The organism is Vibrio sp. TMPB1044 (assembly GCF_030442075.1).
Taxonomy (GTDB): domain Bacteria; phylum Pseudomonadota; class Gammaproteobacteria; order Enterobacterales; family Vibrionaceae; genus Vibrio; species Vibrio satsumensis.
Map to the genome: position 1 here is coordinate 281,939 of NZ_JAUJED010000019.1, position 26,924 is coordinate 308,862.

General features: G+C 43.7%; 25 protein-coding genes and 2 pseudogenes. 19 read left to right on the forward strand and 8 right to left on the reverse strand.

Annotation, left to right across the window (positions count from 1 at the left end; translation table 11 throughout):
• Positions 1-43: 43 nt before the first annotated feature.
• Positions 44-568 (forward strand): GNAT family N-acetyltransferase, encoded by a 525-nt coding sequence (locus QQ041_RS13180; protein ID WP_285954157.1) that lies wholly within the window; start codon positions 44-46, stop codon positions 566-568.
• 173 nt (positions 569-741) lie between these two features.
• Here the strand turns inward: QQ041_RS13180 and QQ041_RS13185 are convergent, their stop codons facing one another.
• Positions 742-2,460 carry a S8 family peptidase gene (locus tag QQ041_RS13185; RefSeq protein WP_285954158.1) on the reverse strand — a complete coding sequence of 573 codons (1,719 nt, stop codon included), beginning with the start codon at positions 2,458-2,460 and terminating at the stop codon, positions 742-744.
• Between the two features lie 370 nt (positions 2,461-2,830).
• Positions 2,831-4,186: a sphingomyelin phosphodiesterase gene (locus QQ041_RS13190; protein ID WP_285954159.1), complete on the reverse strand. Its 1,356-nt coding sequence runs from the start codon at positions 4,184-4,186 to the stop codon at positions 2,831-2,833.
• Between the two features lie 186 nt (positions 4,187-4,372).
• Here QQ041_RS13190 and QQ041_RS13195 point away from each other — a divergent pair, with 186 nt between their 5' ends.
• The 7 genes from QQ041_RS13195 to QQ041_RS13225 all read left to right on the forward strand — a co-directional run bounded on the left by QQ041_RS13195 (position 4,373) and on the right by QQ041_RS13225 (position 13,252).
• Positions 4,373-4,969, forward strand: a complete 597-nt coding sequence (locus QQ041_RS13195; RefSeq protein ID WP_054546391.1) for a LysE/ArgO family amino acid transporter — start codon at positions 4,373-4,375, stop codon at positions 4,967-4,969.
• 175 nt (positions 4,970-5,144) lie between these two features.
• Positions 5,145-5,801, forward strand: coding sequence for a glutathione S-transferase family protein (locus QQ041_RS13200; RefSeq protein WP_285954160.1), 657 nt, complete (start codon positions 5,145-5,147; stop codon positions 5,799-5,801).
• Positions 5,802-6,261: 460 nt separating this feature from the next.
• Positions 6,262-6,831: a porin family protein gene (locus QQ041_RS13205; RefSeq protein WP_146491486.1), complete on the forward strand. Its 570-nt coding sequence runs from the start codon at positions 6,262-6,264 to the stop codon at positions 6,829-6,831.
• A gap of 213 nt (positions 6,832-7,044) precedes the next feature.
• On the forward strand, positions 7,045-8,298 hold the full coding sequence (sbcD, locus tag QQ041_RS13210; protein ID WP_285954161.1) for an exonuclease subunit SbcD: 1,254 nt from the start codon (positions 7,045-7,047) through the stop codon (positions 8,296-8,298).
• 5 nt (positions 8,299-8,303) lie between these two features.
• Entirely contained in the window at positions 8,304-12,020 is a 3,717-nt protein-coding gene (locus QQ041_RS13215) for an AAA family ATPase (protein WP_285954162.1), read from the forward strand.
• A gap of 110 nt (positions 12,021-12,130) precedes the next feature.
• Positions 12,131-12,274 (forward strand): DUF2256 domain-containing protein, encoded by a 144-nt coding sequence (locus QQ041_RS13220; protein ID WP_285954163.1) that lies wholly within the window; start codon positions 12,131-12,133, stop codon positions 12,272-12,274.
• A gap of 93 nt (positions 12,275-12,367) precedes the next feature.
• On the forward strand, positions 12,368-13,252 hold the full coding sequence (locus QQ041_RS13225; RefSeq protein ID WP_285954164.1) for a PA4780 family RIO1-like protein kinase: 885 nt from the start codon (positions 12,368-12,370) through the stop codon (positions 13,250-13,252).
• A gap of 166 nt (positions 13,253-13,418) precedes the next feature.
• Here QQ041_RS13225 and QQ041_RS13230 read toward each other — a convergent pair whose 3' ends face one another.
• From QQ041_RS13230 to QQ041_RS13245, 4 genes are all read right to left on the reverse strand, one after another.
• On the reverse strand, positions 13,419-14,159 hold the full coding sequence (locus QQ041_RS13230) for an SDR family oxidoreductase (RefSeq protein ID WP_285954165.1): 741 nt from the start codon (positions 14,157-14,159) through the stop codon (positions 13,419-13,421).
• Entirely contained in the window at positions 14,159-15,718 is a 1,560-nt protein-coding gene (locus tag QQ041_RS13235) for a cryptochrome/photolyase family protein (protein WP_285954166.1), read from the reverse strand. Before QQ041_RS13235 ends, QQ041_RS13230 begins: the two co-directional genes overlap by 1 nt.
• Positions 15,715-17,073, reverse strand: a complete 1,359-nt coding sequence (locus QQ041_RS13240; RefSeq protein ID WP_285954167.1) for a DASH family cryptochrome — start codon at positions 17,071-17,073, stop codon at positions 15,715-15,717. Before QQ041_RS13240 ends, QQ041_RS13235 begins: the two co-directional genes overlap by 4 nt.
• A gap of 171 nt (positions 17,074-17,244) precedes the next feature.
• Positions 17,245-17,667, reverse strand: a complete 423-nt coding sequence (locus QQ041_RS13245; protein WP_285954168.1) for a universal stress protein — start codon at positions 17,665-17,667, stop codon at positions 17,245-17,247.
• Positions 17,668-17,902: 235 nt separating this feature from the next.
• Here QQ041_RS13245 and QQ041_RS13250 point away from each other — a divergent pair, with 235 nt between their 5' ends.
• The 4 genes and pseudogenes from QQ041_RS13250 to QQ041_RS13260 all read left to right on the forward strand — a co-directional run bounded on the left by QQ041_RS13250 (position 17,903) and on the right by QQ041_RS13260 (position 19,787).
• Complete coding sequence (locus QQ041_RS13250) at positions 17,903-19,033, forward strand: PcfJ domain-containing protein (RefSeq protein WP_146491494.1); 1,131 nt, start codon at positions 17,903-17,905, stop codon at positions 19,031-19,033.
• A gap of 23 nt (positions 19,034-19,056) precedes the next feature.
• Positions 19,057-19,191 carry a hypothetical protein gene (locus QQ041_RS13255; protein WP_017107965.1) on the forward strand — a complete coding sequence of 45 codons (135 nt, stop codon included), beginning with the start codon at positions 19,057-19,059 and terminating at the stop codon, positions 19,189-19,191.
• Between the two features lie 27 nt (positions 19,192-19,218).
• Positions 19,219-19,290, forward strand: a pseudogene (locus QQ041_RS24155) (GNAT family N-acetyltransferase); the annotation flags it as partial.
• 242 nt (positions 19,291-19,532) lie between these two features.
• Positions 19,533-19,787 carry a DUF3297 family protein gene (locus QQ041_RS13260; RefSeq protein ID WP_017059204.1) on the forward strand — a complete coding sequence of 85 codons (255 nt, stop codon included), beginning with the start codon at positions 19,533-19,535 and terminating at the stop codon, positions 19,785-19,787.
• 145 nt (positions 19,788-19,932) lie between these two features.
• Here QQ041_RS13260 and QQ041_RS13265 read toward each other — a convergent pair whose 3' ends face one another.
• Both QQ041_RS13265 and QQ041_RS13270 read right to left on the reverse strand, forming a co-directional pair.
• Positions 19,933-20,433 carry a hypothetical protein gene (locus QQ041_RS13265; protein WP_285954169.1) on the reverse strand — a complete coding sequence of 167 codons (501 nt, stop codon included), beginning with the start codon at positions 20,431-20,433 and terminating at the stop codon, positions 19,933-19,935.
• Positions 20,434-20,612: 179 nt separating this feature from the next.
• Positions 20,613-21,332 carry a hypothetical protein gene (locus QQ041_RS13270; RefSeq protein WP_285954170.1) on the reverse strand — a complete coding sequence of 240 codons (720 nt, stop codon included), beginning with the start codon at positions 21,330-21,332 and terminating at the stop codon, positions 20,613-20,615.
• A 555-nt stretch (positions 21,333-21,887) separates the two neighbouring features.
• On the opposite strand from QQ041_RS13270, the gene glpT reads away from it, so the two are divergent.
• The 7 genes and pseudogenes from glpT to QQ041_RS13305 all read left to right on the forward strand — a co-directional run bounded on the left by glpT (position 21,888) and on the right by QQ041_RS13305 (position 26,874).
• Positions 21,888-23,261: a glycerol-3-phosphate transporter gene (gene glpT / locus QQ041_RS13275; RefSeq protein ID WP_146491495.1), complete on the forward strand. Its 1,374-nt coding sequence runs from the start codon at positions 21,888-21,890 to the stop codon at positions 23,259-23,261.
• A 77-nt stretch (positions 23,262-23,338) separates the two neighbouring features.
• Positions 23,339-24,394, forward strand: coding sequence for a glycerophosphodiester phosphodiesterase (gene glpQ, locus QQ041_RS13280; protein WP_285954171.1), 1,056 nt, complete (start codon positions 23,339-23,341; stop codon positions 24,392-24,394).
• A gap of 225 nt (positions 24,395-24,619) precedes the next feature.
• Positions 24,620-25,084 (forward strand): ASCH domain-containing protein, encoded by a 465-nt coding sequence (locus tag QQ041_RS13285; protein WP_285954230.1) that lies wholly within the window; start codon positions 24,620-24,622, stop codon positions 25,082-25,084.
• A 75-nt stretch (positions 25,085-25,159) separates the two neighbouring features.
• Positions 25,160-25,294, forward strand: a pseudogene (locus QQ041_RS13290) (D-2-hydroxyacid dehydrogenase family protein); the annotation flags it as partial.
• Positions 25,295-25,333: 39 nt separating this feature from the next.
• Positions 25,334-25,834 carry a GNAT family N-acetyltransferase gene (locus QQ041_RS13295; protein ID WP_285954172.1) on the forward strand — a complete coding sequence of 167 codons (501 nt, stop codon included), beginning with the start codon at positions 25,334-25,336 and terminating at the stop codon, positions 25,832-25,834.
• A gap of 43 nt (positions 25,835-25,877) precedes the next feature.
• Positions 25,878-26,381, forward strand: coding sequence for an HAD family hydrolase (locus QQ041_RS13300; protein ID WP_285954173.1), 504 nt, complete (start codon positions 25,878-25,880; stop codon positions 26,379-26,381).
• A gap of 112 nt (positions 26,382-26,493) precedes the next feature.
• Positions 26,494-26,874 carry an STAS/SEC14 domain-containing protein gene (locus QQ041_RS13305; RefSeq protein WP_285954174.1) on the forward strand — a complete coding sequence of 127 codons (381 nt, stop codon included), beginning with the start codon at positions 26,494-26,496 and terminating at the stop codon, positions 26,872-26,874.
• Positions 26,875-26,924: the final 50 nt, after the last annotated feature.

The following is a 26,924-nucleotide window of genomic DNA, read 5'->3' on the forward strand; positions in this document are numbered from 1 at the left end:
CACTCAAATTAAATAAGCGAACCAAACAAGGAGAGTTGAGGCAATGAAGCCAGCAACAAATGCACAGGATTCAATGGAAAATGGAACAGCATTGAAAAGCAGCACATCGATAGAAATTAAGCTTGATGACTTATCGGGCGGGGAAGTCGTTGAGTTGCTTGAAGAGCACCTCGCTGATATGTATGCAACTTCGCCAGCCGAAAGCGTTCATGCATTGGATCTGGAAGGGCTGAAGTCGCCAGATATTACCTTTTTCAGTGCTTGGAAAGACAGCCAACTGCTTGGGTGTGTTGCCATTAAAGAGCTAAATACACAACACGCTGAACTCAAATCAATGAGAACCTCGCAGTTTGCTCGAAAGTCAGGCGTTGCCAGCCAACTCTTACAACACGTATTGGATACCGCAGCCATTCGCCAGTATCAAACAATCAGTTTAGAGACAGGTTCAGAAGACTACTTTAAGGCCGCACGTAACCTGTATGAAAAGTTTGGCTTTGGATACTGTGAACCCTTTGCTGATTATGTGCTGGACCCGCACAGCCAGTTCATGAGTATTGAGTTGCGTTAGATGCGATCGAAATTGTAGATCGAAGTAAAAGAAAGATTCCCTATCACGTTCGTTCCTCACTGTAAGGAATGACGGGCGGGGTGTATCTCGATGACTTGTACTTCTGTTTTGCTGTTGTAAAAAAAGGTTGCTCTGAGCAACCTTTTTAATAGGTAACGATAATGGCTAAAGCGTTAGCGAGTTTCTAGCTCCGCGAAAATGGCTTCGGCATCTACTACGCTGCCTGAGATAGAAAGTGTGCTGAAAGGAACCAAATCTTCAGGGCTTGATGGCTTTTTAACAAGTAACTCAGGGTAGATTTTTGATTCACCCATTAACATCGCTTTGAGCTCTTTGACTGACAAATCAGGGTAGCGTGACCAAACCAAGGCCGCGACGCCTGAAACCACTGGCGCAGCCATACTTGTGCCACTTTTCGAACCGTAAGTATTCCCCGGTGTGGTTGATAAAATGCGGTACCCAGGTGCAAACACATCAACCGACTTTTGACCGAAGTTACTGAAGCTCGCCACTAATGTTTCGTCGGCGTATTTCGCTGATGCACCCACATCTAACCATGTTGAAATAGGCTTTGAGCGGTAGTGCTTCGCGTAGCGGTTTGGAAAGCTTGGTTTGATGTCGTTATCGTTGCGGCTGTTACCCGCAGAGTGAACGATCAACACGCCTTTACGTGCCGCATAACGAAACGCGTGGTCGACGATGTACTTACGTGGCGAGTAGCTTTTACCGAAGCTCATGTTAATGACCTTAGCACCATTATCGACGGCATAGCGCACTGCGTTAGCAATGTCTTTGTCTCGCTCATCGCCATTTGGCACCATACGTACCGCCATGATCTGAGCATGGTCCGCTACACCATCAATACCAATAAAATTGCCGCGTTCAGCAGCGATGATTCCAGCAACGTGTGTACCGTGCGAACCGACAGGGCCTTTTACATCGTTGTTGCCGTAGCCTTTTTCCCAAGGGTTAGAAATGTCATCCCAAACAATATCGCCACGCGTATCGAGCTCTAGGTTAAGGTGAAAATCTAGAGAATCTTGATAGCGGCTACGACGAGATTCCAGATATTCAAAGGAGTACCATGAATCAAACAGACTTAAAAGCCCTTCAGCAGCGGTTACAACGCTAGCGTTCTCGCTATCCAATAGTGTTTTTAAACCGTTAGTAGAAAAGTCTTTTTGATCGACGAACTGAAGAATCTGTTCTTTGAACTCATTGGCTTGGTCAGTTGCTGTCGTTACACGATTCAACGCATCTTGGTCATCTTTTAGAGATGACAAGTAATCGGATTCAACACCTTGATAGTACTTACGTTTCTTACGCGGAATCCAATGTCCGTTCTCTTTTAACTCAAGGTACTTTTTGTATTCTCTAGTGACTTCTAGCGTGTCCTGGTCAACGTTAATGCCTAATGAGTTACCAAGAAAATTCCAACCATGGACATCATCGATGTAGCCATTGCCATCATCATCGATACCGTTGTCTGGGATCTCTCCTTCATTGGTCCAAAGCTTGTTTTTGAGGTCTTCGTGTTCAACGTCGACACCCGAATCAAGAACGGCAACGATGACAGGTTGTGGTTGAAGAGGAGGCATCAAGTAGTCATATACCACATCAGAACCCACACCCTGAATTCTTGTGTAGCTTGCTGTTAAGTTAAACCAATCACCGCGTTGTTCATCAGCGTTGCTCATCATTCTCATCGAGAAAAATGAAGGTTGGATAGTTTCTCGCGAGTAATCCTCAACAATTGTCCCTTTTACATCTTGGATGAAAGGTGAGTTGGCAGGTTGTGGCTCTGGGCTACTCTCATTCAGAGTTGTAGCTGATACGTGAGCCGAAGCCATAATAGCCAAAGCAAGCGTGGTGAGTCTTTGTCCGTGATTCATGTGTGTTGCATCCTTATCATTGTGCGACTAAATAGTTGTGCGACTAGAACTGACTCCTTAGCGAAGCTTTATGAAAGCACGCAGTCAGTTCTGTGAGAGGGAAATACCCGCTCAAAAAGCAATCAAAAGGTAATATGCAATCAGACTTGTATCATTCGTTTGATCAATGAAATGGTAGGAAGATCTCACTGTGATTAATTTTAAAGTCTCAAAGTTTGAGCTAAATTCTATTAACAAAACCAATATTTATAAAATTAAGAATTGAAATTAAAGATGTTTAGAATCAACTGATTAGTTTGTTAATTGCAGGGGATGGTTTTGGCTCTCACTCTGCATTGAAGTGCTTTTGAAAGAGCCAAGATCAAGGAGCTTAGTCGTCGTGAGAGCTAAATTTAAAGTTTCCGTTGACGGCAAAATGGTCTGAAAGGTGCCAACTTCCCCAAGTGTCAGAGTTCAACCTTTGATGAAGCTTGACCGTATTAGTATTACTTGTTGCTCGTCTATGCATTCTGCTAACAAAAACGTAATCCAGATACTCTACGTCAGCGCCACCTGAATATTTATAAGCGGCATACGGGTTAATCGTCGGGTCAAAGGTTGCATTGGTGTAGCCTCTGAATTCTGGAGGATCAACATCCAACGTAGCTAGCATTAGCAGGTATTCCACGAAGTCGCTATTTTTATCGATATTGAAGTCTCCAGCATAGATAACTGCTTCGTTGGAAGGTATGCCTTTAGTCAGCATAAAGGTTCGCATCAGCCCTAGCTGCAAGCGTCTTAGTCTTTTGGCAGCAGGCGTATTGAATGATGCTAGGTGCGTGTTAAATATATGATATATCTGACCATCTTTGTCGATTTTGGTATAGACGACGCCTTTATCTGCGTAACAATCCGTCCCAGAGCAGTGTTCAAAAACTATACTGTCGGTTTCAATAATTGGATGGCGACTAAAAGTGACCACGCCTCCGTCGTACATCGCACTAGTGCCACCTCCTACCACCTCTGTTCTAAATGCATATTCCTCTGCTAGAGCGTTGAATAGGATCTCTCGGTCTGAAGAAAAAGCTTCTTGAAGTGTGAGTACGTCATATCCAGAGAGAGTGTGGTCCAAGACACTTGCACGACTTGTAATGTTTGATGATACGCCGGGGAGCATCCATAGGTTATATGAGCCAACGTTCAAGGTATTTGGGTCTTGATCAAAATCATTGATCGTATGTTCTGAGACTACAAATTCAACGTCGTCAAAGCCTGACGTGTATATAGCCTTAACACCGAACTCAGAGTGATATCCATCTTGGTTATATCGATGAAGAATATATGGGTTGTAGTCGGTCACCATCCCTTGATCTTTGTACCCATAAGACAACGTTGAGCCTGAACCGTGACCAACCAACCTAAGTTGACTTACAGGTTCTTGTGGCTTACGTGCCCAAGTACCTTCGTTTGTTAATCGTGAAATTGTTAGGAAGTAGTCATAGGTTGCGCCATTAACAAGCCCATAGTATCGATTAAAATCAGCTACTTTGGCTTTTTGATAAGGCCAAATAACTAAGTTATTTGTAGTAAGCCTATATTGGTAACCGTTACTTACGGGCGTACTGGAATCTATAGAAAAGTTTATTAATATGGGTTTGTCGGTACGGTTTATATAGTAAAGTGATGTTGCGAGTGCTTGGCTGGCTATTGCCCAAAGTATCAGTGTTGAACACAGCTTTTTGATCATGTTTCTTCCTTTGATTACATTCCTAAAATCGAAATCAGAAAATAGCCTTGATATGCACTCAGTTGCAATTTAAGGGTTTTGGTTTTGTGCTGTGTAACACGTATGTGATCATATTGTATATTTTATGAAAAATTACGCTATTTTATAGTAACTTATGATTATTCTAACCGATTCGAAGTACATTCTATGACGACTTATTTTGCTGGTTTTTCCCTTGGGCTTTCGCTGATTCTTGCAATCGGTTCTCAAAATGCATTTGTTTTAAAGCAAGGGCTTAAGAATCAACACGTATTGGCAGTTTGTGCTGTATGTGCCATTTCTGATGCCTTACTAATTAGCTTCGGCGTTACAGGCTTTGGCGCAATCGTTAAACAGTTCCCACAAATTGAGCAGCTCGCTCGTTATGGCGGCGCTATCTTTTTGGGTGTCTACTCATTCTTAAGCTTCCGCTCTGCATTTACCGAAAACCACGCCTTAGAAGCCACTACTGAAACCAAAGACTCGTTAACCAAAGCGATTGCGATGTGTTTGGCGTTTACTTGGCTTAATCCGCATGTGTATTTGGATACTGTGGTATTGCTGGGTTCTATCTCAACGCAATATCAACCTAATCAAATGTTGTTTGGCGCTGGTGCAGTATCGGCGTCGTTTGTGTTCTTCTTTTCACTTGGATATGGCGCACGTTTCTTGGCTCCAATGTTTAAGAACCCGAGAGCGTGGAAGGTGTTGGAATTTGTCGTTGGCATGATCATGGCGTCTATTGCAATATCTTTGATCGTTTAGCCGCTCGTAATTAGGCATTCAAACATATTATCTAAAGTTCCTACCTAAAGTGACTGCCTTTAGTTGCCTTCGTATTTAATTATTTCCACAAAAATGGAATTATTTTTCGTCTTTCGGTTTTGGCGTTCGTCTTAGGGGTATGAATAGAAAATAATGACCTAATTCGGAGTCAACCATGATTAAACTTGTTAGCTTTAAAAACTGCCCATTCGTTCAACGTGTAATGGGTGCTTTAGTAATGAAAAATGTCCCATTTGAAATTGAATACATTGAGCTAAATAATAAACCTCAATGGTTCCTAGATATTTCGCCAAACGGACAAGTGCCAGTATTGATTACAGAAAATGACACAGTTATTTTTGAATCAGATGCAATTGTTGAATACTTAGATGATAAGTATGCGCCAATAGAAGAGGTGTCTGCCGAGCAAAAAGCATTAGATCGCGCTTGGTCTTATCAGGCAAGCAAACATTACATGCCACAATGCGGAACGATGGGTAGTAAAGATAAAGAAACCTTTGAGACGCGTTTAGCGATTCTTCAAAAATCCTTCCAAAAAGCCGAGAATAAATTGGGTGATAGCGTCTTCTTTAAAGGCGATTACATCTCTAACGTCGACATCGCTTGGCTACCACTGTTACACCGAGCATCAGTAATCAAAGAGGGCTCAGGTTTTGACATGCTTGAAGGCTTCCCGAAAGTACAGAAGTGGCAAGCGGCGCTGATTGAATCTGGCTTGACCGATAAAACTGTTCCTGCGGACTTTATTGAGAAGTTCAGTGGCTTCTATTTAACGAATAACTATTTGGCTAGTCTTACAGAAGCTTGTTAATAACATGGAATAAATTTAAATATATTTTAATAGCAGGTTGTTCTAAATAAGTCTTCTGAAAAATAAAACTCACCCTATTAATCGATAGCGTGAGTTTTTTATTTCTGAGGAAGGTATAGCTGATGTATATAAACGCTACTTTTAAGATTAATGGCTTTCTAACATGTTGATTTAAGTTGACTTTAATGGTCGTGATATAGTGGGTGCGCTTCGTTTTACATCTATTTTTCTTATTGTGTCTCATAAATAAGATGCTGATAAATTATTTAACTATTCGCTTGGTGAATAAAAAGTATCGTGTTAATTTCTCTATCACTTCACAAATGAACAGTGTTTTATTGTTTGTTAGGAGTCGCTTGAATAATTTATTTTAAACAGTATCGCAACCGTTGGAATAGTGTCGGAAACCTATTGATAGTTGATGAACGGTACTGTGGAACAAACTAAAAAGGGTATTTTCATGCTTAAATCATCATTTCTATTGGGCCTAATTGGCTTAGTTTCACTTCCTACACTTGCTGCTGGTATCGAGGGCGGTCCATACATTGGCGCAGGCCTTGGTGTGTATCAAGACTCAGACACTGACGGCGCAGGCAGTCTAGATGCTGAAAGCATGGGGTACAGCCTTTACGGTGGCTACCAATTTAACCGCATTGTAGGTATCGAACTTGGCTACACGGATTATGCTGACTATGAATCATTTGGTACTAAGGTGTTTTCACCAACATCGCTTTCTGTTGCAGCAAACCTAGGCTACACCTTTGATAACTCAATTCGTCCATTTGTACTAGCGGGCTTGAGCTACGTAGATTTGAACTCAAACAACGCTAGCTCTTTTGATGATGATTCTGGTGCCGGCTTTCATTTCGGTATTGGTGTTGAATACACGCCAGTAGAAAACCTAACATTACGTTTGATCTCACAAGCAGACGCTGTAAATATCGAATTCTTCGGCCCTAATGGTAATAGACTGGCAAGTCGTGATGTCGCGTTTAGCACTGTAACTCTGGGTGCTTCGTACAATTTTTAATGACCCCTGTGAAATAACTTACAGCTAATGTCATGGACACCTATAACCGCTCTAACGTTGAGCGGTTTTTTTATGTCAAAAATAACGATTGGTCACGCTATGGGCGGAGTTGCTCTAAAGCCTGAAATTAGTTGGTTTTCACAAGCTTATAAAAGGGAATTATCTCGACTATTTTGGTAGATTAAAGGTATTACAGACTTCCAGTGAGCAGCAATGAAGATTCTTCACACGTCCGATTGGCACCTTGGCCAAAACTTCTACAATAAAAGCCGTAAGAATGAACATGAACGGTTTTTACAATGGTTACTTGAGCAAGTTACAGAGAAAGACATCGACGCGATTATTGTTGCTGGCGATATTTTTGATACCAGCACACCGCCGAGTTACGCTCGTGAGATGTATAACAAGTTCGTGGTCGATTCGAACAAGATCGGCTGTCAATTGGTGTTGTTAGGTGGAAATCACGATTCGGTGTCTGTGCTTAAAGAGACACAACAGCTGCTCAAATACATGGGCGCAGACGTGATTCCTAATACCAACCAAGATCATGCGACTCAGGTTGTCGAACTAAAAGGTAAAAACGGCGATGTAGAAGCGCTGGTTTGCGCCATTCCTTTTATTCGCCCACGCGATGTGTTGACCAGTCAGGCGGGTGTCACCGGCGTTGAGCGCCAAAAACAGCTCGGCGATGCGATCAAACAGCACTACCAAAGTGTTTATGATGCGGCGGTTGCTAAACGTGCGACGTTTGAAAACAGCGAGCACATGCCGATCATCGCTACTGGTCATTTAACGGCGATGGGGGTTCAACAATCGGACTCGGTACGCGACATCTATGTCGGCAACCTTGATGGTTTCGCCGCTGATGGCTTCCCAGATGCCGATTATATTGCACTTGGTCATATCCACCGCCCACAAGTGGTGGCAAAGCGTGAATACATTCGTTATTCAGGCTCTCCAATCCCATTAAGCTTTGATGAACTTAAATCTCAAAAGCAGGTATGTCTAGTTGAGTTTGTTGAAGGTGAGCGCACGATTTCTCAATTGCCAGTTCCAACGTTCCAACCCCTAGCCGAAATCAAAGGTGACTTGAGCGAGGTTGAATCTCAGCTGAACCAATACATAGGTTTAGATAGCGAACAAAACGTGTGGTTATCGATAGAAGTGCAAGCGCAAGATTACTTGTCGGATCTACAAGAGCGTGTGCGCGCATTAACTGAAGGTTTGAATGTGGAAGTACTTCAATTACGCCGAGCAAGAGAACGTCGCAATCAAGCATTAGAGCAAGAGTCGGCAGAAACCTTATCTGAACTGAGCCCGATGGACGTATTTAGCAAGCGTATTGCCTTAGAAGAGTTTGAAACCGATTCTGAAAAAGCGCGTTTAGAGCGCATGACGGTGAAGTTTAAACAAGTGATGGTTGAAGTGTCTGATAGCGCTCAAGCGCCGAACAAAGTAGAAGAGTAACCAGTATGAAGATTTTAAGCCTAGAATTTGAAAACCTGAACTCTTTGAAAGGGCGTTGGAAGCTCGATTTTACTCAATCGCCGTTCGCAGAAAACGGCCTGTTTGCTATTACGGGTCCAACAGGTGCGGGTAAGACCACCATTCTGGATGCGATTTGTTTAGCGCTATTCCACCGCACGCCTCGTTTGAAAAGCATAGCGAAGGGCAATAACGAGCTGATGACTCGCGGTACGGGGGAGTGTTTCGCCGAGCTTGAATTTGAAGTGCAGGGCAAAACGTACCGTTCTAACTTCCATCAAAAGCGAGCGCGCGGAAAACACGATGGCGCATTACAGACGCCAACGTGTGAATTTGCCGATGCTGACACCGACAAAGTCTTAGAGACCATGTTGACCAAGAAAACCAAGTTGGTGGAGCAGGTAACAGGTTTAGACTTTTCACGTTTCACTAAATCCATCATGTTGTCTCAGGGTGAGTTTGCGGCCTTTTTAAATGCCAATGCTAACGACCGAGCAGAGCTACTTGAAGAGCTGACTGGAACCGAAGTTTATAGCCTGATCTCTGAGCGCATATACGATCATTTTAAGTCAAGTGAAGAGTCACTTAACAACCTGAAAGCGAAAGCCGAAGGTGTAAGTTTATTGTCTGATGAGCAGATTCAAGAGCTGACAACAGAGCGTGACACGTTAGAAACTGAACAGAAACGTTTAGCCGAGCAGTTAAAAGAGTGGCAAGCGCATCTAAGCTGGTGGAAAGACGTGACTAAAGCTGAGCAAACTATTGCTACCAGTGAGCACGATCTCAAAACAGCTCAAAATGAACTAGACCGTAATCAACCTTCACTAGAGCGTTTGGCAAACAGCGAACCGGCTGAGAAATTGCGACCGCTGCACAAAGACCTAAAACGCTGCGAGCATGAGCTCAATCTTACGCAAATTAACCTAGATAACAGTACTAAGTTGCTTGCGGTACGCGAGGCCGAGAAGTTAAATGCCCAAACTAAGCTGACTCAAAGTAGCGAAGCGGTTGAAAACGTTAAAGCCGAGCAACAAGATCAAGAGAAGATCATTGAACAAGTCCGCCCACTCGACAATCAAATGTCGGTACTTAAAGACAAGAAAGCTTCGGCGGTTAACGCCGCGAATACGCTGAATGAACAACACGCGCAGCAGCGTAATCAACAGGTCGTTTTGGTCCAAAAACTAGATGCACTGGAGCAACAAGATCAACTTAGCACTGAGTACCTAAATACGCATCAAGCTGACCAACATCTGGAAAAATACCTAGGTCAGTGGCAAGCAAAGGTAGAGCAAGTTCGTACTCTAGAGCGTCAGCATGCAGAACAGTTGAACTCAGCGAAGCAAGCTTTGTCAGCGGTTGATGCACAGCAAACGATCATCAAATCTGCGCAAGAAGCTAAAGCAACGCAAGATAAAACTTTAGTTGAATTGGTTGTGCTAGAGAGTAGTGCAAAGCAACAGTGGGAAGCATTGCAAGGCAACACCAGCGAACAAGTGTTGAATTCGCAAAAAGATATATTGGAGTTTTGGAATCGCAATACGCACTCACTACTAGAGATTAATCGTGGCTTCCTAAATGCCCAGCAACAACTGCACGCAAAAACACAGACACACCAAACTAACACTCAGTTGGTCGACAAACTTTCGAAAGAACGTGAAGTGCTGGTTGAGCGATATAAAGAGAAAGAGACGTCTCTTGAGCGATTGACGCGTCTGATTGATCAAGAAGGCGAATTGGCAAAATACCGTGCAGCTCTAGAATCTGGGTTTGAATGCCCACTGTGTGGTTCAACAGACCATTCGATTGAGCAGTCGCAAGATATTGCAAATTTGGTTGCTCAGAAGGATAGGGAAAATCTAGAGCTAACAGCTATCAAAAAAGAAGGCCAAGAACATCGTCAGCAGTTAGATTCTCTTGCCCCTATGATTGCGGCACTTAACGATGACATTCAACGTGCGCAAGCGGATATTCAGCAAGCTCAAATGAATTGGCAAGGCGTTGTCGACAAACTTCAACAGAGCTTATCGGATTTCGTTGGCACGGTTCCAGAGCTAGCGATACTAACGATTAACGATTTAGGCAATGGAGCTACGGTTGCGACCTTTGCTCAGCAGTGTGAACTTCAACTGAATCAGAGGTCGCAGCAACTCAAAGCGTTGGCTAATGCTAAAGCGCACTATGCCGAAGCTGAGAAACAACGCTTATCAGTGAGTGTTATGGCTGACAAAGCACAATCTAACCTTGAGTTGGCCGAGCAACGCTTAGCGGATCTGAATAAGCAAAATCACAGCACTAACGAGCAAGTGGCTCAGATAGCTCAAGCGAAAGAGCAGCAATGGAGCTCTTTGAAAGAGAATATTGTTCAAACGGCTATCGAAGCGCCTGAGCTGGAATATATCGATGATTGGTTTACTGCGAAATTGCAAGCATCAAGCACATGGCAGCAAACTAAACAGCAACAGGCCGATATTGAGAAGCAACTAATCACTCAACACGCCGAATTGAAAACCTTAGATGACAAGCTAAACAGTGTTGAGAAAGAGCTCGCGACACTGACGCAAGAGAGCGAGTCTCTAGTGTCAGAACTGACTCGTATTGGTGCTGAAAGGGCAGAGTTGTTTGGTGACAAAGACATTCAAGCCACCAGCAATGCGATGAAGCAAAAAGTTACTGAAGCGGTAAATGCATTTGATGCCTCGCAGTTAGTGCTTAACCGTTGCGAACTTGAACATCGAACCGAGCAAACCAAACACATTAGCTTCTCTGAAGAGTTGACCAGCAAGCAGTCAAGTTACACACAAGCGTCGAATGCCTGGTTAGAAGCGCTGAAAACGAGCCCGTTCGAAGATGGAGCTAATTTTGAAGCAGCGTTGTTAGACGAAGAGGTTAGAACTCAACTTCAAAGCCTAAAGAAGTCTTTAGACGAAGCGATTGTCAGTGCGCAAGCTAGGTTGAATACAGCTAAAGCGACGCAAGTGGAACTACAAAACCACGCAAATGCTAAAGCATGGCAAGAGCAAGACCAACAGCAAGTTGAAGAAGCGACTACTGAATGTCAAAACGCACAACAAAGCCATGCGACAAAGATCGGCGCGATTTCTGCCAATCTTGAAACGGATAGCCAGAACCGCAGTAATCAGCAAGATCTGTTTAAGCAAATAGACGAGCAACAGGTCGACTTTGATGATATTTCACGTCTGAATTCACTTATTGGTTCTAAGAACGGCGACAAGTTCCGTAAGTTTGCTCAAGGTCTAACACTGGAAAACTTGGTGTACTTGGCGAACAAGCAGCTACAGCGTTTGCATGGTCGTTACGAACTTAAACGTAAAGCCGATGATGGCTTAGAACTGCAAGTGCTCGACACATGGCAGGGCGATGTGATGCGTGACACCAAAACCTTATCCGGTGGCGAAAGCTTTTTGGTGAGCTTGGCGTTGGCATTAGCGCTTTCTGATCTTGTGAGTTACAAAACCAGTATTGATTCTTTGTTCTTGGATGAGGGTTTCGGCACGTTGGATAGTGACACCTTAGACATTGCTTTAAACGCGCTCGATAACTTGAATGCATCAGGCAAGATGATTGGCGTCATTAGTCACGTTGAAGCACTGAAAGAGCGAGTGCCTGTTCAGCTTAAAGTAACAAAACACTCTGGCTTAGGTGTGAGTGAGATGGAGAAGCAGTACAAGGTTGTTGCTTAGTCTTGATATAGATGCGGATAAACAGCCCCTGACTCAGTCGTGTTTCCTTCTCGAGGATGACGGAGTTTCGGGGCTGTTATCAATCACTCCTCGTCAAAAAGGAAACGGCCATGCACAAGAAGCCTCATTTACCAACTAAGACATGTCCTATTTGCCAAAAGTCTTTCTCATGGCGTAAAAAGTGTCAACGTTGTTGGGATGACGTGATTTACTGTTCTGAACGTTGCCGTCGTCATAAGACAACTTTGGCGTAATTTCTGTTCGTTTTTACAACACGTTAATAGTTTCGTCATTCATTTCTTAAGTTAATATTTCTATCTGTAAGACAACTAATGTATAAAGGCGGCATGAAGATACCTAAAAGAATACAGCCCTTAGTTGACGATGGTTTAGTCGACGAGGTGACAAGCCAATTAATGAGTGGCAAAGAAGCATCGGTGTACATTGTGCGCTGCGGCGATACGATCCGCTGTGCCAAGGTATATAAGGAAATAAGCCAGCGCAGCTTCAAAAAAGCGACCGCGTATCGTGAAGGCCGAAAAGTCCGAAATAGTCGCCGTGCTCGAGCGATGGAAAAAGGCTCTGGCTTTGGTCGTGAGCAACAAGAAAAGGTTTGGCAAAGCGCTGAAGTGGATGCCTTGTATAAACTGGCAGAAGCGGGCGTTCGTGTACCTGTGCCTTATGGTTGCTTTGATGGCGTACTGCTTATGGAGCTGGTTACTGATGACGAAGGCTATGTAGCACCACGTTTGAACGATGTCGTGATGTCGGCAGAGCAAGCGATCGAAGATCACGCAGTGATGATGACCTATGTGGTTAAAATGCTGTGTGTGGGTTTGATCCATGGTGACTTGTCTGAGTTCAACGTATTGGTCGATGAGTACGGCCCGGTAATTATCGATTTACCGCAAGCGGTTGATGCTTCGGCTAACAATAATGCCGAGTGGATGTTGGCTCGTGACATCAATAATATCCGTGATTATTACGCTCAGTTTGCTCCTGAATTGGCGAAAACCGAGTATGCCAAGGAAATATGGGCGCTCTACGAGAAAGGCGACTTAAAGCCCGATAGCAAACTAACGGGTGAGTTTACAGAAAGCGACGATTTGGCCGACATCAATGCAATCATGCAAGAGATTGACGCTGCGCGAGTTGAAGAACAACACCGACGCGAGCGAGCTAAAGAAGAAAAAGAAGGCGTTGACGACAGCAAGTTCAACTGGGCTGAGTAATCGTGATGATCAGTTTTGATCGTTAGCTAAATAGCAGCCATACGTCTTAAATAACTGATGCCTTCTTTCTAAAAAATAACCCAATAGAGCACCACTCTGTTGGGTTTTCTTTTTTAGCACTCATCAAATTTTACCATTCATCAAAGCAAGCGATTGGCATTCCTCACTACCAACTCAACTGCTCGCCATCGTACGCGTAGAAGTGCCCATTTTTATCGGGTGTCGCAGTGCGAATGATATCGACTAATTGATGGGCGACGTAGCTCGACTCAAACAACTTATCTTCAGGGACATTGGTCTGAAAAGGCTTCGACAGAGCAGTATCTGTTGTGCCTGGGTGTAGCGCTAACACAGTACCTTTCTTAATGGTGCGTTGCCATTCGATCGACATGGTTTTGATGAACATGTTGAGGGCAGCTTTCGATGAGCGATAGCTATACCAGCCGCCTAATCGGTTATCTGAAATACTCCCCACCTTTGCGGAAACCACGGCAAACTTTGGGTTGTCGCTCGTTTTAAGAATCGGCGTGAAGTGTTTTGCCAATAATAAGCTGGGCAGAGTATTCACCGAGATGTTTTTTAGGAAAAACTCAGGGTCAATGGACGCAAGGTTCTTTTCCGGACCAAGCTCTGGAGTGTGAAGCATACCCACGCAGTTTATCAACCAATCAAGTTGTTCAAACTCAGAACTCAAACACTTGATATCAGCTTCGTTGGTGGCGTCGACTTTGTGCCAGTTCAAGCGAGTGTTTTCAAGTTCCGGCTGTTGAGAGTGGTAAGTCGCGTCTACATGCACATCAAGAAAATCAAACCGAGACAGCTCAGATAATAGGTGTTTAACCACAGCGAAACCGATGCCGCCACTCCCACCGACCACCAAAATGTGTAATCTGAGTTGCTCAACCATTATAAATTCTCCAAGTTTGTGATTCGTTGTTCTGCGATCTCGAGTATCGCTTGTTGGTCGTGTTCATTCATGTTGTCCCAAGAGCGATATAACATGCCCATGCGTGGGTTACGGTTTAACGCATCGCGGTGCTGGTTCATAAAGCGCCAGTACAAGCTATTGAAAGGGCAAGATTGCTCTCCGCTGCGTTCTTTTATCTTGTAGTGACAGCCTTTGCAGTAGTCGCTCATGCGGTTGATGTAAGAACCGCTGGCAGAGTATGGTTTGGTTCCGACGATCCCGCCATCCGCAAACAGTGCCATACCTCGCGTATTTGGCATTTCAACCCACTCAATCGCGTCGACGTAAATACCAAGGTACCAACTGTCTACTTGGTCAGGGTCGATGCCTGTGATTAAGCAGAAGTTGCCAGTGATCATTAACCTTTGGATGTGGTGCGCGTAAGCAAACTCAAGAGACTGGTCAATCGCATGCTTCATGCAGTTCATCTTGGTCTGTCCGTCCCAAAAGTAATGGGGCAAGTTGTTGTTTGCTGAATAATGGTTTTTGTTGGCGTAAGTAGGCATGTTCGCCCAATAGACGGCGCGTATGTACTCTCGCCAACCCAATATTTGACGAACGAACCCTTCGACCTGTGCGATATCGATAGTGGTAGCGCCTTGCTTTGAAGAGGCGTGATAAGCGGAGAGTGTCGCATCAATGACTTCTCTAGGGCTGAGCAGTTTGTTATTTAGTGAGAACGAAATGCGACTGTGATACAGGCTCCACTTAGAGTCGTGTTCTGTAGTCATCGCATCTTGAAACTGCCCAAATAACGGTAAACAGACTTGGCAGAAATGAGCGAGCAGAGACAAGCTTTGTGCTCGGTTCACCGGCCATAGTAACTTGTTACCGACTTGACCAATGGTTTGCACTTGGTGGCGTTCTATTCGCTGCAAAATGTCTGTTATGTCATTGGTAAACATCAGAGGTTGAGGCAGGATTTCAATGTCTTGTTTCTTGAGTTTCTTTCGATTGCTCGCATCGTAATTCCATTTGCCGCCAACTGGCTTTCCGTCTTCTAGCAAAATGTCGAAGCGCTTTCTCATTCGGCGATAGAAGTGTTCCATCATGATGTGTTTGTCTTTCGGAAACTGTTGTTCTATCTCTTCGAATGGAAAGAGGAAGTGTTCCGTATCACAACAACCTTTAGTCGCATTAGTGAGCTTTAGCTTGTTCATCTGCTCTAAAAGGCGATATTCATCTGGCCTTTGATATTCGAATTTTTCTGCGCTGTATTCGTGTACATAATGCTTTAGGAGTGCATCTAGGTTTTCAAATTGCGTAGTATCGTCAAGAGTAAGGTGGAGTACTTGATGACCTTGTTGTGTCAGTTCGTCAGCGAAGTAACCCATCGCACAGAAAAAAGCTGCCACCTTTTGGATGTGCGATGTAACGTAGTCAGTCTCTTGCTCAAGTTCAGCGATGATATAAATGACCTCGTCATCAACCTGTTGAAACCAAGAGTGCTGGATATTGAGTTGGTCACCTAAAATTAGGCGTACAGTTTTGTATTTCATATTACGTCCTGATATCGAATTGACGCTGAAGCCTCGTCTTCTCGGTGCCATTTTTTGATAAATGTATGTTCCGGGTCATACATCTCTGTCTGCTTAACGAGATCGAAATGGCGGGATTTAGATTGTGATTGATGGGTTACACTTTGTTTGTTGGCGTTCTGGGGAGCCTGTGGATTCAACGTTCCAGCGATATAAGCCCAATTACCCCAATTCGAAGCCACATCGTAATCGATGAGTTGGCTTTCGAAATAAGCAGCACCGTGGCGCCAATCAATATCTAGCTCATGAATCAAGCAGCTCGCGACCAGCTGTCTGCCTCTGTTAGACATATAACCCGTTGCGTTAAGCTGGCGCATGCAGGCATCAACGATGGGATAATTGGTGTTGCCGCTTTTCCATTTGGCGAAGCTTGATCCCGCAGTGGTATCGAGCAATTGTTCATTGGACAGATCACTAGATTCTCGACCAAACAGTGACGTCCCCAGCGTTAAACACTTCCAGTAGAAATATTCACGCCACAACAACTCAAAATAAATCCAGTAGGTAGAGTCGTTCGCGCCACGATGCGCTTCGAATTGCTTTAAGTGGCGGTAAATGGTTTTTGGCGAAACACACCCTAATGCTAGCCATGGCGAAAACTTAGTTGAGTTCTCTATGCCATCTAATGCGTTTCGCGTCTGTTTGTAGGTTCCAGCATAGTCATGTGAAAAGTAGTTTTCTAAGTGGGTTAACGCTGCCGTTTCGCCGCCTACATAGTCGCCTGTTATTGAATCATCCAATTCAAGTATCGGCTCTCTATAAGAGTCAGTCGCGGTTTGAGGTAATGGTGGCAGGTACGTTATCACGCTCTCTTTTATCTCAATCTCTAGCCGTTCAACTTGAAGGCGGAACTTAGTGAACGAACGAGGTAGCTTGGCAAGTTCGAAGGGGAACATATCACTCTCAAACAGAGTAGTGTGATGCTGCTGAGAGATGAGTAAATCAGGGCACTGCGTTAGCGTATCCTTTACTAGCTCTCGCTCGTCATGGGCACAATGTGAACTGACAAAAACGTGTGTCACGTGCTGAGTTTTGATGATTTGAACTAAGTTCTCATTAGTATTTTGGTCTAACACAAAAAGGCGCTGTCCAAGACGCGCCAAACTCAAGGCTAAATCATCTATAGCTTGCTTAATGAAAAGGTGACGATGCGCTCCGATTTCCTGTTCTTGTGAAAGTCGAACAGAATAAGTAGAAAGCTTTGGTTCAATGGCGACGTATAGTAGATCATCGACGAGCTGCGACGCCCGATGAAGTAGTGTGTTGTCGTTGATTCTTAAGTCATTTGTAAAAAGATAGAGACCAATCTTTTTCATGCTTACACTCGTGAATTGTTAATTATTAGACGCTTACGAGTTGATAGGTTGACAAGATCACAAATGGATACTCTGAGTGGGCAATAGCAGGGATAAGGGGGTATCAAGCCAACCAATAATACCGATAGAGGTTGGCAATGCATGATGATTTTAGGAATCGAGCTGCAGCAGCTATTCCATAGGAACAACGAGAATATCGATAGGAGACGTATCGATGATTTGTTTAGAATGGGATATGAGCTTATGCCAGAAATCATGGTGGTGACCACATAGCAATAGGTCGATGCCGTTTGCTTCGATGACATTTTTGAGCTTATCGTTCAAATCGCCGGTACCCACGAAAATGTGTTTGATTGGGTGTTTAGCGTAGGCCTCAAACTCTTTCAAATGCTTAACGGCATCTTCATTGATGGGTAAATCACCGTCATTTCCTTGAATATCAACGAGTTCAGGATAAATTTCCCCATGCGTTCCATCGATATAAACAAATGAAATGCCAGCCTCCAGTTTATCAGCGAAGAAGGTCGCTCTATCAATGAGAATCTTGGTGTCGTCAGACAATTCAAGTGCGACCAGAATATGTCGGTAATCCATAATTAAAGCCTCTTGTTGTGAGTTATGTAATAAGCATAGTTTGTGTTAACACAAATGATATCGAAGAGATCTCATATTGCGTAAAATCATCATTCAATGTTCTTCTAAGGACCATCGTATTTATATCGCTTTGATTGATAAGAAATTTACAAAAGGTTGATATAGTTGTTGAAGCGTTAGCTTATGCTTTTAGATAGGCTTGATAGTTCAATGCGCCAATAACGAAGAGGCATCAATGACAGCACTACTAACCATTCCCACTCGAACATTAGGTTTTGACTACGATATTGAGATCCTAGATTGGTCTCAAAAGCTCGTCGGCTTTCATGTGTTCGAAGATGGTAGACGACCGCTTGATGGGGGGATTGGACTTAGCCTAAACCTCGTTGAGCAGTTTGATGTGAATGGTCGTTGGCTAGATTCGTTGCCTGCGCGTTATCGTGAAATCACCGATGACTTTCCTGAATATCAATACCAAATGTTGTGGTTAGCTGCGAACACTTACGAAGCTGCACAGCTACTTGAACTAAGGCCTGTTATTTTGGCTCTTATCTGCATGAAATACAGCGTCGACAACAAGAAAGCATTGGCACTAAGTCGCTTAGGGCAGAAGAAGATCCTTGCCAAGTTGGGCTTAGACAGTAGCAAAGCGACACTCAAATTCATCGACAAGCTAGAATTGCATTACAATGTTGGTGATGAGCTTGACCACATTGTTCGTATTCTCGAACCGTTGCAAAGACGGGTTCTTAAATTCAAGCATTACTCAAAAGTTGGATACACAGCCCTGCGTTTGGACCAAGTTCATCCATTTCTAACCGGCAGTCGATTAGGAATTGCAATGGTGGAAGAGGGCAGACTTAATGCACCGTCGAAGATGGCGATGTTCCAAGATGCGATATTGCTAGGGCAAGATTTGGAGATGGATGACCCACTGCGAGCCATTACCAGTCAGAACTCTTTTGCTATGTTTGAACAACTCCATGATCGCTGGACGGAGCAACGACAATTACGTCGTTTGGAGGGGAATCGCCCAATGGATAAAGACATCCCTTATCCAGTTCCTTTACTCGGTAATGGCAACATTCACCCGCTCACGGATTATTACGACCTTGAACACGAAGGCATAGAGCAGAAGCACTGTATTGGCGTGTATCACAACCGAATCATGAGCGATCGTTATGTGGTGTTCCGCATGCTTAAACCTCAGCGTTTAACCATAGGTTTACGCCGCGTTCCGAGCAAAGTATTTCCGTTTGAAATTGATCAAATCTGCGGAAAGCGAAATGCTCCGCCATCGGAGTCCGCTCGCCAAGTTATTCATGATTGGTTAGAAGCGAGTAAGCAAAAGTATCCTAAGCAATAGCCATGAAGTAGAAGGAATACAGGATGTTTCAACAAGGTGATCTTTGCCCGCATTGTGGTTTGATTATTGTCATGCCAACGGATTTGCAAGCGGAGTGCTTAGGCTGTGGCGAAGAAATCAATGAAGACCCAGCAGACAGTTACGAAGAAGAAGAGTAGCTTTATCTGCACTGATATAAACCAAGGCTAGGTTGGTCAGTCGTCGATATCGAATCAGAACCTAACCATAAAGTGATGAGTATTGAGCTTAATCGATAAGCTCGGAATAAAAGCCTGATATTAGGTTATCTGCCGTTCGAGTAATGAAGCTCTCCCTTTCATCCATAACGCATAAAACTGTTAAATTTTCGTTGAAACTCATGCCGATATTGCCTTTAAATCAAACAACTAGCTGTTGATTAGACCTATCAATACGATTTATTGCAGCAGTTGTTGAGCACAAAGCCTATATTGACTAGAATGACGCACTTTTTTTATTTACGTACATACAGGTAATGAACATGAGCGATACTAATTCAAGACCAGCTTTACCAGATCATCTTGCAGGTAACCCACGCAGCCCACACCACGTTGCTGAGTGTTTCGAATACCCAATCGGCATTCGTCTAAATGGTAAAGAGCGTACTGATGTTGAAGAATACTGCATCAGCGAAGGTTGGGTTAAGATCCCTTCTCCAAAAGCGCTAGATCGTTTTGGTCAGCCAATGCTTATTACTCTAAAAGGCACTGTAGAAGCTTTTTACATCGACGCATAATCACTTCGTGTGGCTAGTTAATACTTCATGTAATTAGCTAATGTTTGTCTAATCAGTCAACATTAAGTGACCAAGTGTTATTACCTAAAAGGGTCTAGAGAAATCTAGACCCTTTTTGTTTTTCAAATCCATTGGGTTATTACCTTTACCAAGCGATACCTGCACCAATTGAGAACTCCAAGTCTTCACCTTCTGCTTTATCGAAACCTGCGGTCACAACAAAGCCACTGTCCATAATGTAGGTTGCATCTAAGCCACCAACTTGTTTGGTTGAGCTATCAGAGAACTCGCGGCTATCTAAAGTTACGTCCGTATGGGTACGCTTAATCCCGTAACCTGGTGTGATGTACAAGTTTTCGGTGATTCCAATAGGGGCGTGAAACTGATATTCGGTGTCGCGTTGTTTGTATTCGTACGAGTCTTCATCTTCGTTATAAGCTGATCGGGTAAACTCAATGCCATAACCTAAGCTGCCCGGGCCGCGATATTTGATGTAAGAAGCAGACCAATCTCTCCACCCACGTTCAGCCGATAGACCAAATGTAATAGCAGTTTCTTCTTGGTTTTGTTCATAGGCTTGTGCGTTAGACATAGTGAACAGCAAGGCAGCGGCTAATGTCAGAAGAGGAAGCTTTTTGATGGTCATTGGATCTCTCGCTTATGTATATAAAATATTGGCGAATTCAAAGTATTGAACGCCAGTAGATTAGTAACCTAGTCCGGATCTTCCTTGAGCTTTTAATTAGTGTGTTATTTGTAGATGTTTTTGAACGGCATCCTCTTGGATTAGAGGATGCCTATTTGATATGGGAATGGTGAAAAGCGTTACTTCAAAGTACGTAGCTTGTTAACCTGCATTTTTGTTCGCACTTTGGTGACCTCTGCTTGCGAAGGTAAATTTTCTTTAACTTTGTTCTTAATATCTGCGACAGGGATGAAGTTCCACTGGCCGTCGTGATACTTAACCACAAAGGTCTCACGGTCCATCTCTTCACGGAACACCCAAACACCATCGTCGAGACGCTTAAAGTCACCAACTACATTGCCGTTGGTACCTCGAACCGTCCAAAAGGTGTAATCATCATCGGCATAAGTGATGGAATCTTTTTGGCCAGAGATCACCTTGTCACCAGAGCTGATTTCCACATTGCCTTCACGAATGATGATTTCACCAACTCGCTTGTCATTTACGTAGATGCTGTACAGAGTTTCGTGATCATCAGAACGTTCTTTAACGCTTGAGACATGTGCATCGCTGTCGTCTCGGTTAAAGAAAGGAATGTCTCCCAACTCAGGGATATGAATAAAACCTAAATCAGCTTCATCAATTCTGTCGGCAATATTTTTTGGGTTGCCGTACGTTGGGTCTGCGTTGTCATAACCATTATCACCGTCAAAAGATGGGTCGCCGTTACCAAAATCTGGATCGATATTTTCGAAACCATAGTCGCCATCAAATTGAGGTTGTGCTGGTCCAGAATCACCACTAGATGAACAGCCTGCTAAAACCGCAGTAAGAATGAGTGCGATAAATGATTTGTTCATGATATTTCCTATCGTTTATTGAATTCGTAAGATGCTCACTGACTAACCTCACTACTAGGTGACGGGTTCACGTCTTGTGTATAGACATTGCTGCATCGCTTGAGATGTACAATAAACAACTTTGGTAATTCGATAAATAAACGGAAAGAAATACAAAACATCACCACTGGCTATATATTACTGGTCATATGCATTGCTGGTGGCGATGTCCAACCCATAAGTTCATATTAATTTGGGTGTAAAGAGGTTGGTTGCATTTACAATTATTTAACTTAATTGCATGTCCTCATTTTAATAGTTCGATATTCGCTCACTCGAAAGATAGTTTTCTGTACAAGCGCACTCTTCACTGAAGGGCAACACAAACAAAATATGAAGCGTAGTCTAATTAAATGAAACTAATATGCTGTATTTAAAGTTATTTTTTGTTAATGACTACCTCTATCACAGAAATTAATCCTGAAGCACATACAATTCCCTTGATTTCGAATGAGCGCTAAATTTTTTCGTTCGAGCATTTTAATTCTTCCTTCGCCCAATAATTATGAGGTTCCTATGTTTGGAATATTCAAACCTATGGCGCATATCGATCGCTTGTCATCAGATAAGATCGATAGCACCTACACACGACTACGATGGCAGCTGTTTCTCGGCATCTTCGTTGGCTATGCGGGGTACTACTTAGTCCGAAAAAACTTTAGTTTGGCGATGCCTTATCTCATTGAACAAGGTTTTAGCCGCGGAGAACTAGGGGTTGCATTAGCGGCGGTTTCTATCGCTTACGGCTTATCTAAGTTCTTAATGGGCAGTGTTTCTGACCGTTCTAACCCTCGTTATTTCCTCAGCGGTGGCTTGTTAATGTCGGCGCTAGTGATGTTCTGCTTTGGCTTTATGCCATGGGCTACAGGCAGCATTACTGCGATGTTTATTCTGTTGTTCTTGAATGGTTGGTTCCAAGGTATGGGCTGGCCGGCTTGTGGACGAACCATGGTGCACTGGTGGTCACGTAAAGAGCGTGGCGAGATAGTGTCAGTATGGAACGTTGCTCACAACGTGGGCGGTGGATTAATTGGTCCAATGTTCCTGTTGGGTCTATGGGCTTTCAATGACGATTGGCGAACCGCTTTTTATGTTCCTGCATTTTTTGCCACTCTCGTTGCTATTTTTGTTTGGTTCACAGTAAGAGATACGCCTCAGTCTTGTGGTCTACCTCCAATTGAAGAGCATAAAAATGACTACCCAGATGATTACGACAAGTCTCACGAAACTGAGATGACAGCAAAAGAGATCTTCTTTAAGTATGTCTTTAATAACAAGCTGTTGTGGTCAATCGCTATCGCAAACGCGTTCGTTTACCTGATTCGTTATGGTGTACTTGATTGGGCTCCTGTTTATCTAAAAGAAGCGAAAGACTTCTCTGTAGATAAATCATCTTGGGCTTACTTCTTATACGAGTGGGCAGGTATTCCGGGCACGCTATTGTGTGGTTGGATCTCAGATAAGTTGTTTAAGGGCCGACGCGCACCAGCAGGGATCCTGTTCATGGTTCTCGTGACTGTCGCAGTGTTGGTGTACTGGTTGAACCCAGCGGGTAACCCAACGGTTGATATGTTGGCACTGATTGCAATTGGCTTCCTTATTTATGGCCCTGTAATGCTGATCGGTTTGTATGCACTGGAACTTGCGCCTAAGAAAGCGGCGGGTACAGCGGCTGGCCTAACAGGTCTATTTGGTTACTTAGGTGGCGCGGTTGCTGCCAACGCAATACTTGGCTTTATGGTTGACCATTACGGCTGGGATGGTGGTTTCATTATTTTGGTCGGCGCTTGTGTGGCTTCAATAATCTGTCTGCTTTATGCCTTCTTAGGTGAGCGTGCGCACCATAAACAAAAAGATCTCGAACGAGAGAAAGAAGCGCTAGCTCAGTAGTGTGTTTACTGAATTACATCTATAAATAACAACAGAGGCAGGTCTATCCTGCTTCTGTTTTATCAAGGGAAACAATAATGAAAACAACGTCACTGTCTCTGACCTTATTATCACTAAGCTTATCTGCACAAGCGTTCGCTGAGCCTTTAGTGATTGCTCATCGCGGTGCTTCTGGTTATTTACCTGAACACACATTACCCGCCAAAGCGCTGGCTTATGCGATGAAACCCGATTACATCGAACAAGATGTCGTGATGACCAAAGACGACCAATTGGTGGTGTTACATGATCACTATCTAGATCGAGTAACAGATGTCGCTGACCGCTTTCCAACACGCGCTCGTGCAGACGGTCGCTTCTACGCAATTGATTTTACGCTTGCAGAGATCAAATCTCTGAAAGTGACCGAAGGCTTTAACCTAGATGAACAAGGTAACAGAGTGGCAGGGTACCCAACGCGCTTCCCAATGTGGCAGTCTGATTTCCGTGTCGCTACCTTTGCAGAAGAAATCGAACTGATCCAAGGGTTAAATAAGACCTTAGGTTATGACGTAGGTATCTATCCTGAAATTAAAGCACCTTGGTTCCATCGCCATGAAGGCAAAGACATATCTAAAGCGGTACTAGCCACATTACAGCAATATGGTTACCTATCGAAAGATGACAAAGTGTATTTACAGTGTTTCGATGCTAATGAACTTCAGCGCATAAATGATGAACTCATGCCGGCGATGGAGATGGATCTTAAGCTCGTTCAGTTGATGGCCTATACAGACTGGAACGAAACCATGACTTACAAGGGCGATAAAGCAACGCCATACAGTTATGACTGGATGTTTGAAGCGGGTGGTATGGAAAAAGTTGCGACTTATGCGGAAGGAGTAGGCCCTTGGAAGCCAATGCTGGTGGACGATGCATCGACCAAAGATAACATCATCATTAAACCATTAATGAAATCTGCCAAAGATGCAGGCTTAGATGTTCATCCGTACACGTTCCGCGCTGATCCAGGCCGAATTCCAGGTTATGTCGATAACTTCGATGGCATGTTGGATGTGTTTTATAACCAAGTGAAAGTCGACGGGGTGTTTACTGATTTCCCAGACAAAGCAGTCGACTTCTTAAACCGTTAATTGGTTAATCCACAATAAAATACAAAGAGTTAAAAGCACTGCTTGAAGGTGTTTTTAGCTCTTTTTTTGATCTAACAATCCTGCATTAAATCTACACTCTTAGTACACACTTTAATCGTTACTTGATTTACACCGTTTACACTCCTTGATAGGTTACGCGCAATGCAGTCAGGTGCTCAATATGTAGCGCTTCTGGCTGAAACGAATATTGAAAATGGACACATCATGGAAGAAAGAAGCAAAGCTTATCTCGATAGCTACCTCAACACATTACCAGCGGACATTGCTTCGCAATACACCTCTTTTAGTTCCGACTATTACTGTGCTGACGAATACAACGCCAACCTATGTGCCCAGTTAATTCTCAAAGGTGAAAAACAGGCATCTTGCAGCCTTGAACATTGGTACAGCCATGAAGGAGAAGTTATGCCTGTCGTTGGACATTTGCAAGTCGTCACCGATTGGGATGGCAAACCAGTTTGCCTTGTCGAGGTAACCTCGGTGTCGCTGTGCAAATACAACGAAGTGACCGCTGAGTTTGCTGCCGCAGAAGGCGAGGGTGATAAAACACTAGAATGGTGGAGAGATGCGCACTGGAACTTCTTCTCACGTGAATGTGAAGAGCTCAAAATTGCACCAACTGAAGACATGTTACTCGTACTTGAGCGTTTCAAAGTGGTTTATCAATAATACAGTAACCGTGAGTGTATTATTGAATCGCAAGGCTCGGCACTTTAGGTGTCTTTGACTAAAGCAAGATAACTAGACACCGAACCGGTATTGTCCTTAGCAAACGTCACTGCGACTCCATATTTGGGCTATGTTGAACAAAATAGCTACGAACTCTACTTTGATATCGCCTTCGACAACATTCTGTCCTATCAAAAGGATGGCATATAGCGATAGAATCTGCCCAAAGCAATAAAAGGGTAGAGAAATATGAGCTTAACAATCAGAGAAGTCGCGGTAGAAGATGCACAAGGCATTATTGATGTATTGAATCCAATCATTATCGAAGCGCGTTATACGATCTTGGATCAGACTTTTACTGTTGATGAAGAAAAGGCATTCATTGAGTCGTTCCCAGAACGTGGTGTATTTAGCGTTGCAGTCAACGAGACGACAAGCCAGCTGCTTGGTTTTCAGAATGTAGAACCATTCGCTACTTACACTAAGGCCTTTGACCATGTTGGTATTATTGGTACTTATGTTGATGCTAATAGCCGTGGACAGGGCGTTGCAAAACAGTTGTTTGATTACACATTCAAAGCGGCAGAAGCCAAAGGTTATGAAAAGCTGTTTGCCTATGTACGAGCAGACAACGAGCGTGCTTTAGCGGTTTATCTTAAGCAAGGTTTTGACATCGTCGGAACGGCTAAGAAACACGGTAAGATTGGCGATCAGTACTTTGACGAAATCCTTATCGAGAAATTTTTATAGGATCACTTAAACGCTAGGTAACTCATCGTATGCAGGAGGCAAGATGAAAAAGCTAATCGAATTAACAGAAATAGTCTTATTCGACTGGGGCAATACGCTGATGGTTGATTTCCCAGACGCACAAGGGAAGATGTGTGACTGGGAAACCGTACAAGAAGTGAGTGGTGCTCGTGCATTATTAGCGGAATTGTCGAAAACTCATCAAGTTTATGTTGCCACCAACGCAGGCGACTCCAGTAAACAGGACATCATTCGAGCCTTTGAGCGTGCAGGCCTGTCTCAATATATTTTGGGTTACTTTTGTAAGTCGAGCATTGGCTTTTCTAAGTTCGAGTCAGGGTTCTATCCTGCCATCATTTCCAAACTCGGTGTTGCACCACAAGATATCACCATGGTAGGTGACACTTTAGAGAAAGACATTTACCCAGCACTTGAAGCGGGTTTGCAAGCGGTGTGGTTGAACGCGGAAGGAGTTGAGTTCAAGTCCGAGCATCCGAGCATCATTCAAGTTCAATCTCTAAGCGAACTGTTGAAAAAACACAATTAATTCTCTGATATTAAGCCCAGATCAAGCGCTTGTCTGTTTTGACGCCGACCTCTCATCTCTTTGTTGTTTAATCCTCTAAGCTAACTCTAGTTTCCACTATGAGGGCTAGGTTATGAGTATCGAACGTCACGGAATATCAGTTGGAATTGAACGTGTTAGCGGTGAAACCATCGTTGTGTTTAAAGCGAAAGGCAAACTCACACACGATGACTATCAAGCAATGATGCCAATTCTAAGTACTACGTTAGAAGAACTCGATTCATCTAAACTTAAGATGCTGGTCGACATCTCCACCTTAACGGGCTGGGAGTTGCGTGCTGCTTGGGATGATTTCACATTGGGATTAGAGCTCAATTCGAAGATAGACAAAATTGCGATTTATGGTGATAAAAGCTGGCAAGAATTGGCTTCAAAAGTAGGCAGCTGGTTTGTGTCTGGTGAGATTAAGTCATTCGAAGGCCATGACTCTGCGCTTAAGTGGTTGGTCGACTGATACTCTTTTTCGGACAACTACTGGGTAATCAGTAAACAACGCCAATGACA

Bases quoted from the DNA above. Each gene is read 5' to 3' on its own strand.
- QQ041_RS13180 (WP_285954157.1), top strand. From the start codon at position 44: ATGAAGCCAGCAACAAATGCACAGGATTCAATGGAAAATGGAACAGCA.
- QQ041_RS13185 (WP_285954158.1), bottom strand. From the start codon at position 2,460: ATGAATCACGGACAAAGACTCACCACGCTTGCTTTGGCTATTATGGCT.
- QQ041_RS13190 (WP_285954159.1), bottom strand. From the start codon at position 4,186: ATGATCAAAAAGCTGTGTTCAACACTGATACTTTGGGCAATAGCCAGC.
- QQ041_RS13195 (WP_054546391.1), top strand. From the start codon at position 4,373: ATGACGACTTATTTTGCTGGTTTTTCCCTTGGGCTTTCGCTGATTCTT.
- QQ041_RS13200 (WP_285954160.1), top strand. From the start codon at position 5,145: ATGATTAAACTTGTTAGCTTTAAAAACTGCCCATTCGTTCAACGTGTA.
- QQ041_RS13205 (WP_146491486.1), top strand. From the start codon at position 6,262: ATGCTTAAATCATCATTTCTATTGGGCCTAATTGGCTTAGTTTCACTT.
- sbcD (WP_285954161.1), top strand. From the start codon at position 7,045: ATGAAGATTCTTCACACGTCCGATTGGCACCTTGGCCAAAACTTCTAC.
- QQ041_RS13215 (WP_285954162.1), top strand. From the start codon at position 8,304: ATGAAGATTTTAAGCCTAGAATTTGAAAACCTGAACTCTTTGAAAGGG.
- QQ041_RS13220 (WP_285954163.1), top strand. From the start codon at position 12,131: ATGCACAAGAAGCCTCATTTACCAACTAAGACATGTCCTATTTGCCAA.
- QQ041_RS13225 (WP_285954164.1), top strand. From the start codon at position 12,368: ATGAAGATACCTAAAAGAATACAGCCCTTAGTTGACGATGGTTTAGTC.
- QQ041_RS13230 (WP_285954165.1), bottom strand. From the start codon at position 14,159: ATGGTTGAGCAACTCAGATTACACATTTTGGTGGTCGGTGGGAGTGGC.
- QQ041_RS13235 (WP_285954166.1), bottom strand. From the start codon at position 15,718: ATGAAATACAAAACTGTACGCCTAATTTTAGGTGACCAACTCAATATC.
- QQ041_RS13240 (WP_285954167.1), bottom strand. From the start codon at position 17,073: ATGAAAAAGATTGGTCTCTATCTTTTTACAAATGACTTAAGAATCAAC.
- QQ041_RS13245 (WP_285954168.1), bottom strand. From the start codon at position 17,667: ATGGATTACCGACATATTCTGGTCGCACTTGAATTGTCTGACGACACC.
- QQ041_RS13250 (WP_146491494.1), top strand. From the start codon at position 17,903: ATGACAGCACTACTAACCATTCCCACTCGAACATTAGGTTTTGACTAC.
- QQ041_RS13255 (WP_017107965.1), top strand. From the start codon at position 19,057: ATGTTTCAACAAGGTGATCTTTGCCCGCATTGTGGTTTGATTATTGTC.
- QQ041_RS13260 (WP_017059204.1), top strand. From the start codon at position 19,533: ATGAGCGATACTAATTCAAGACCAGCTTTACCAGATCATCTTGCAGGT.
- QQ041_RS13265 (WP_285954169.1), bottom strand. From the start codon at position 20,433: ATGACCATCAAAAAGCTTCCTCTTCTGACATTAGCCGCTGCCTTGCTG.
- QQ041_RS13270 (WP_285954170.1), bottom strand. From the start codon at position 21,332: ATGAACAAATCATTTATCGCACTCATTCTTACTGCGGTTTTAGCAGGC.
- glpT (WP_146491495.1), top strand. From the start codon at position 21,888: ATGTTTGGAATATTCAAACCTATGGCGCATATCGATCGCTTGTCATCA.
- glpQ (WP_285954171.1), top strand. From the start codon at position 23,339: ATGAAAACAACGTCACTGTCTCTGACCTTATTATCACTAAGCTTATCT.
- QQ041_RS13285 (WP_285954230.1), top strand. From the start codon at position 24,620: ATGGAAGAAAGAAGCAAAGCTTATCTCGATAGCTACCTCAACACATTA.
- QQ041_RS13295 (WP_285954172.1), top strand. From the start codon at position 25,334: ATGAGCTTAACAATCAGAGAAGTCGCGGTAGAAGATGCACAAGGCATT.
- QQ041_RS13300 (WP_285954173.1), top strand. From the start codon at position 25,878: ATGAAAAAGCTAATCGAATTAACAGAAATAGTCTTATTCGACTGGGGC.
- QQ041_RS13305 (WP_285954174.1), top strand. From the start codon at position 26,494: ATGAGTATCGAACGTCACGGAATATCAGTTGGAATTGAACGTGTTAGC.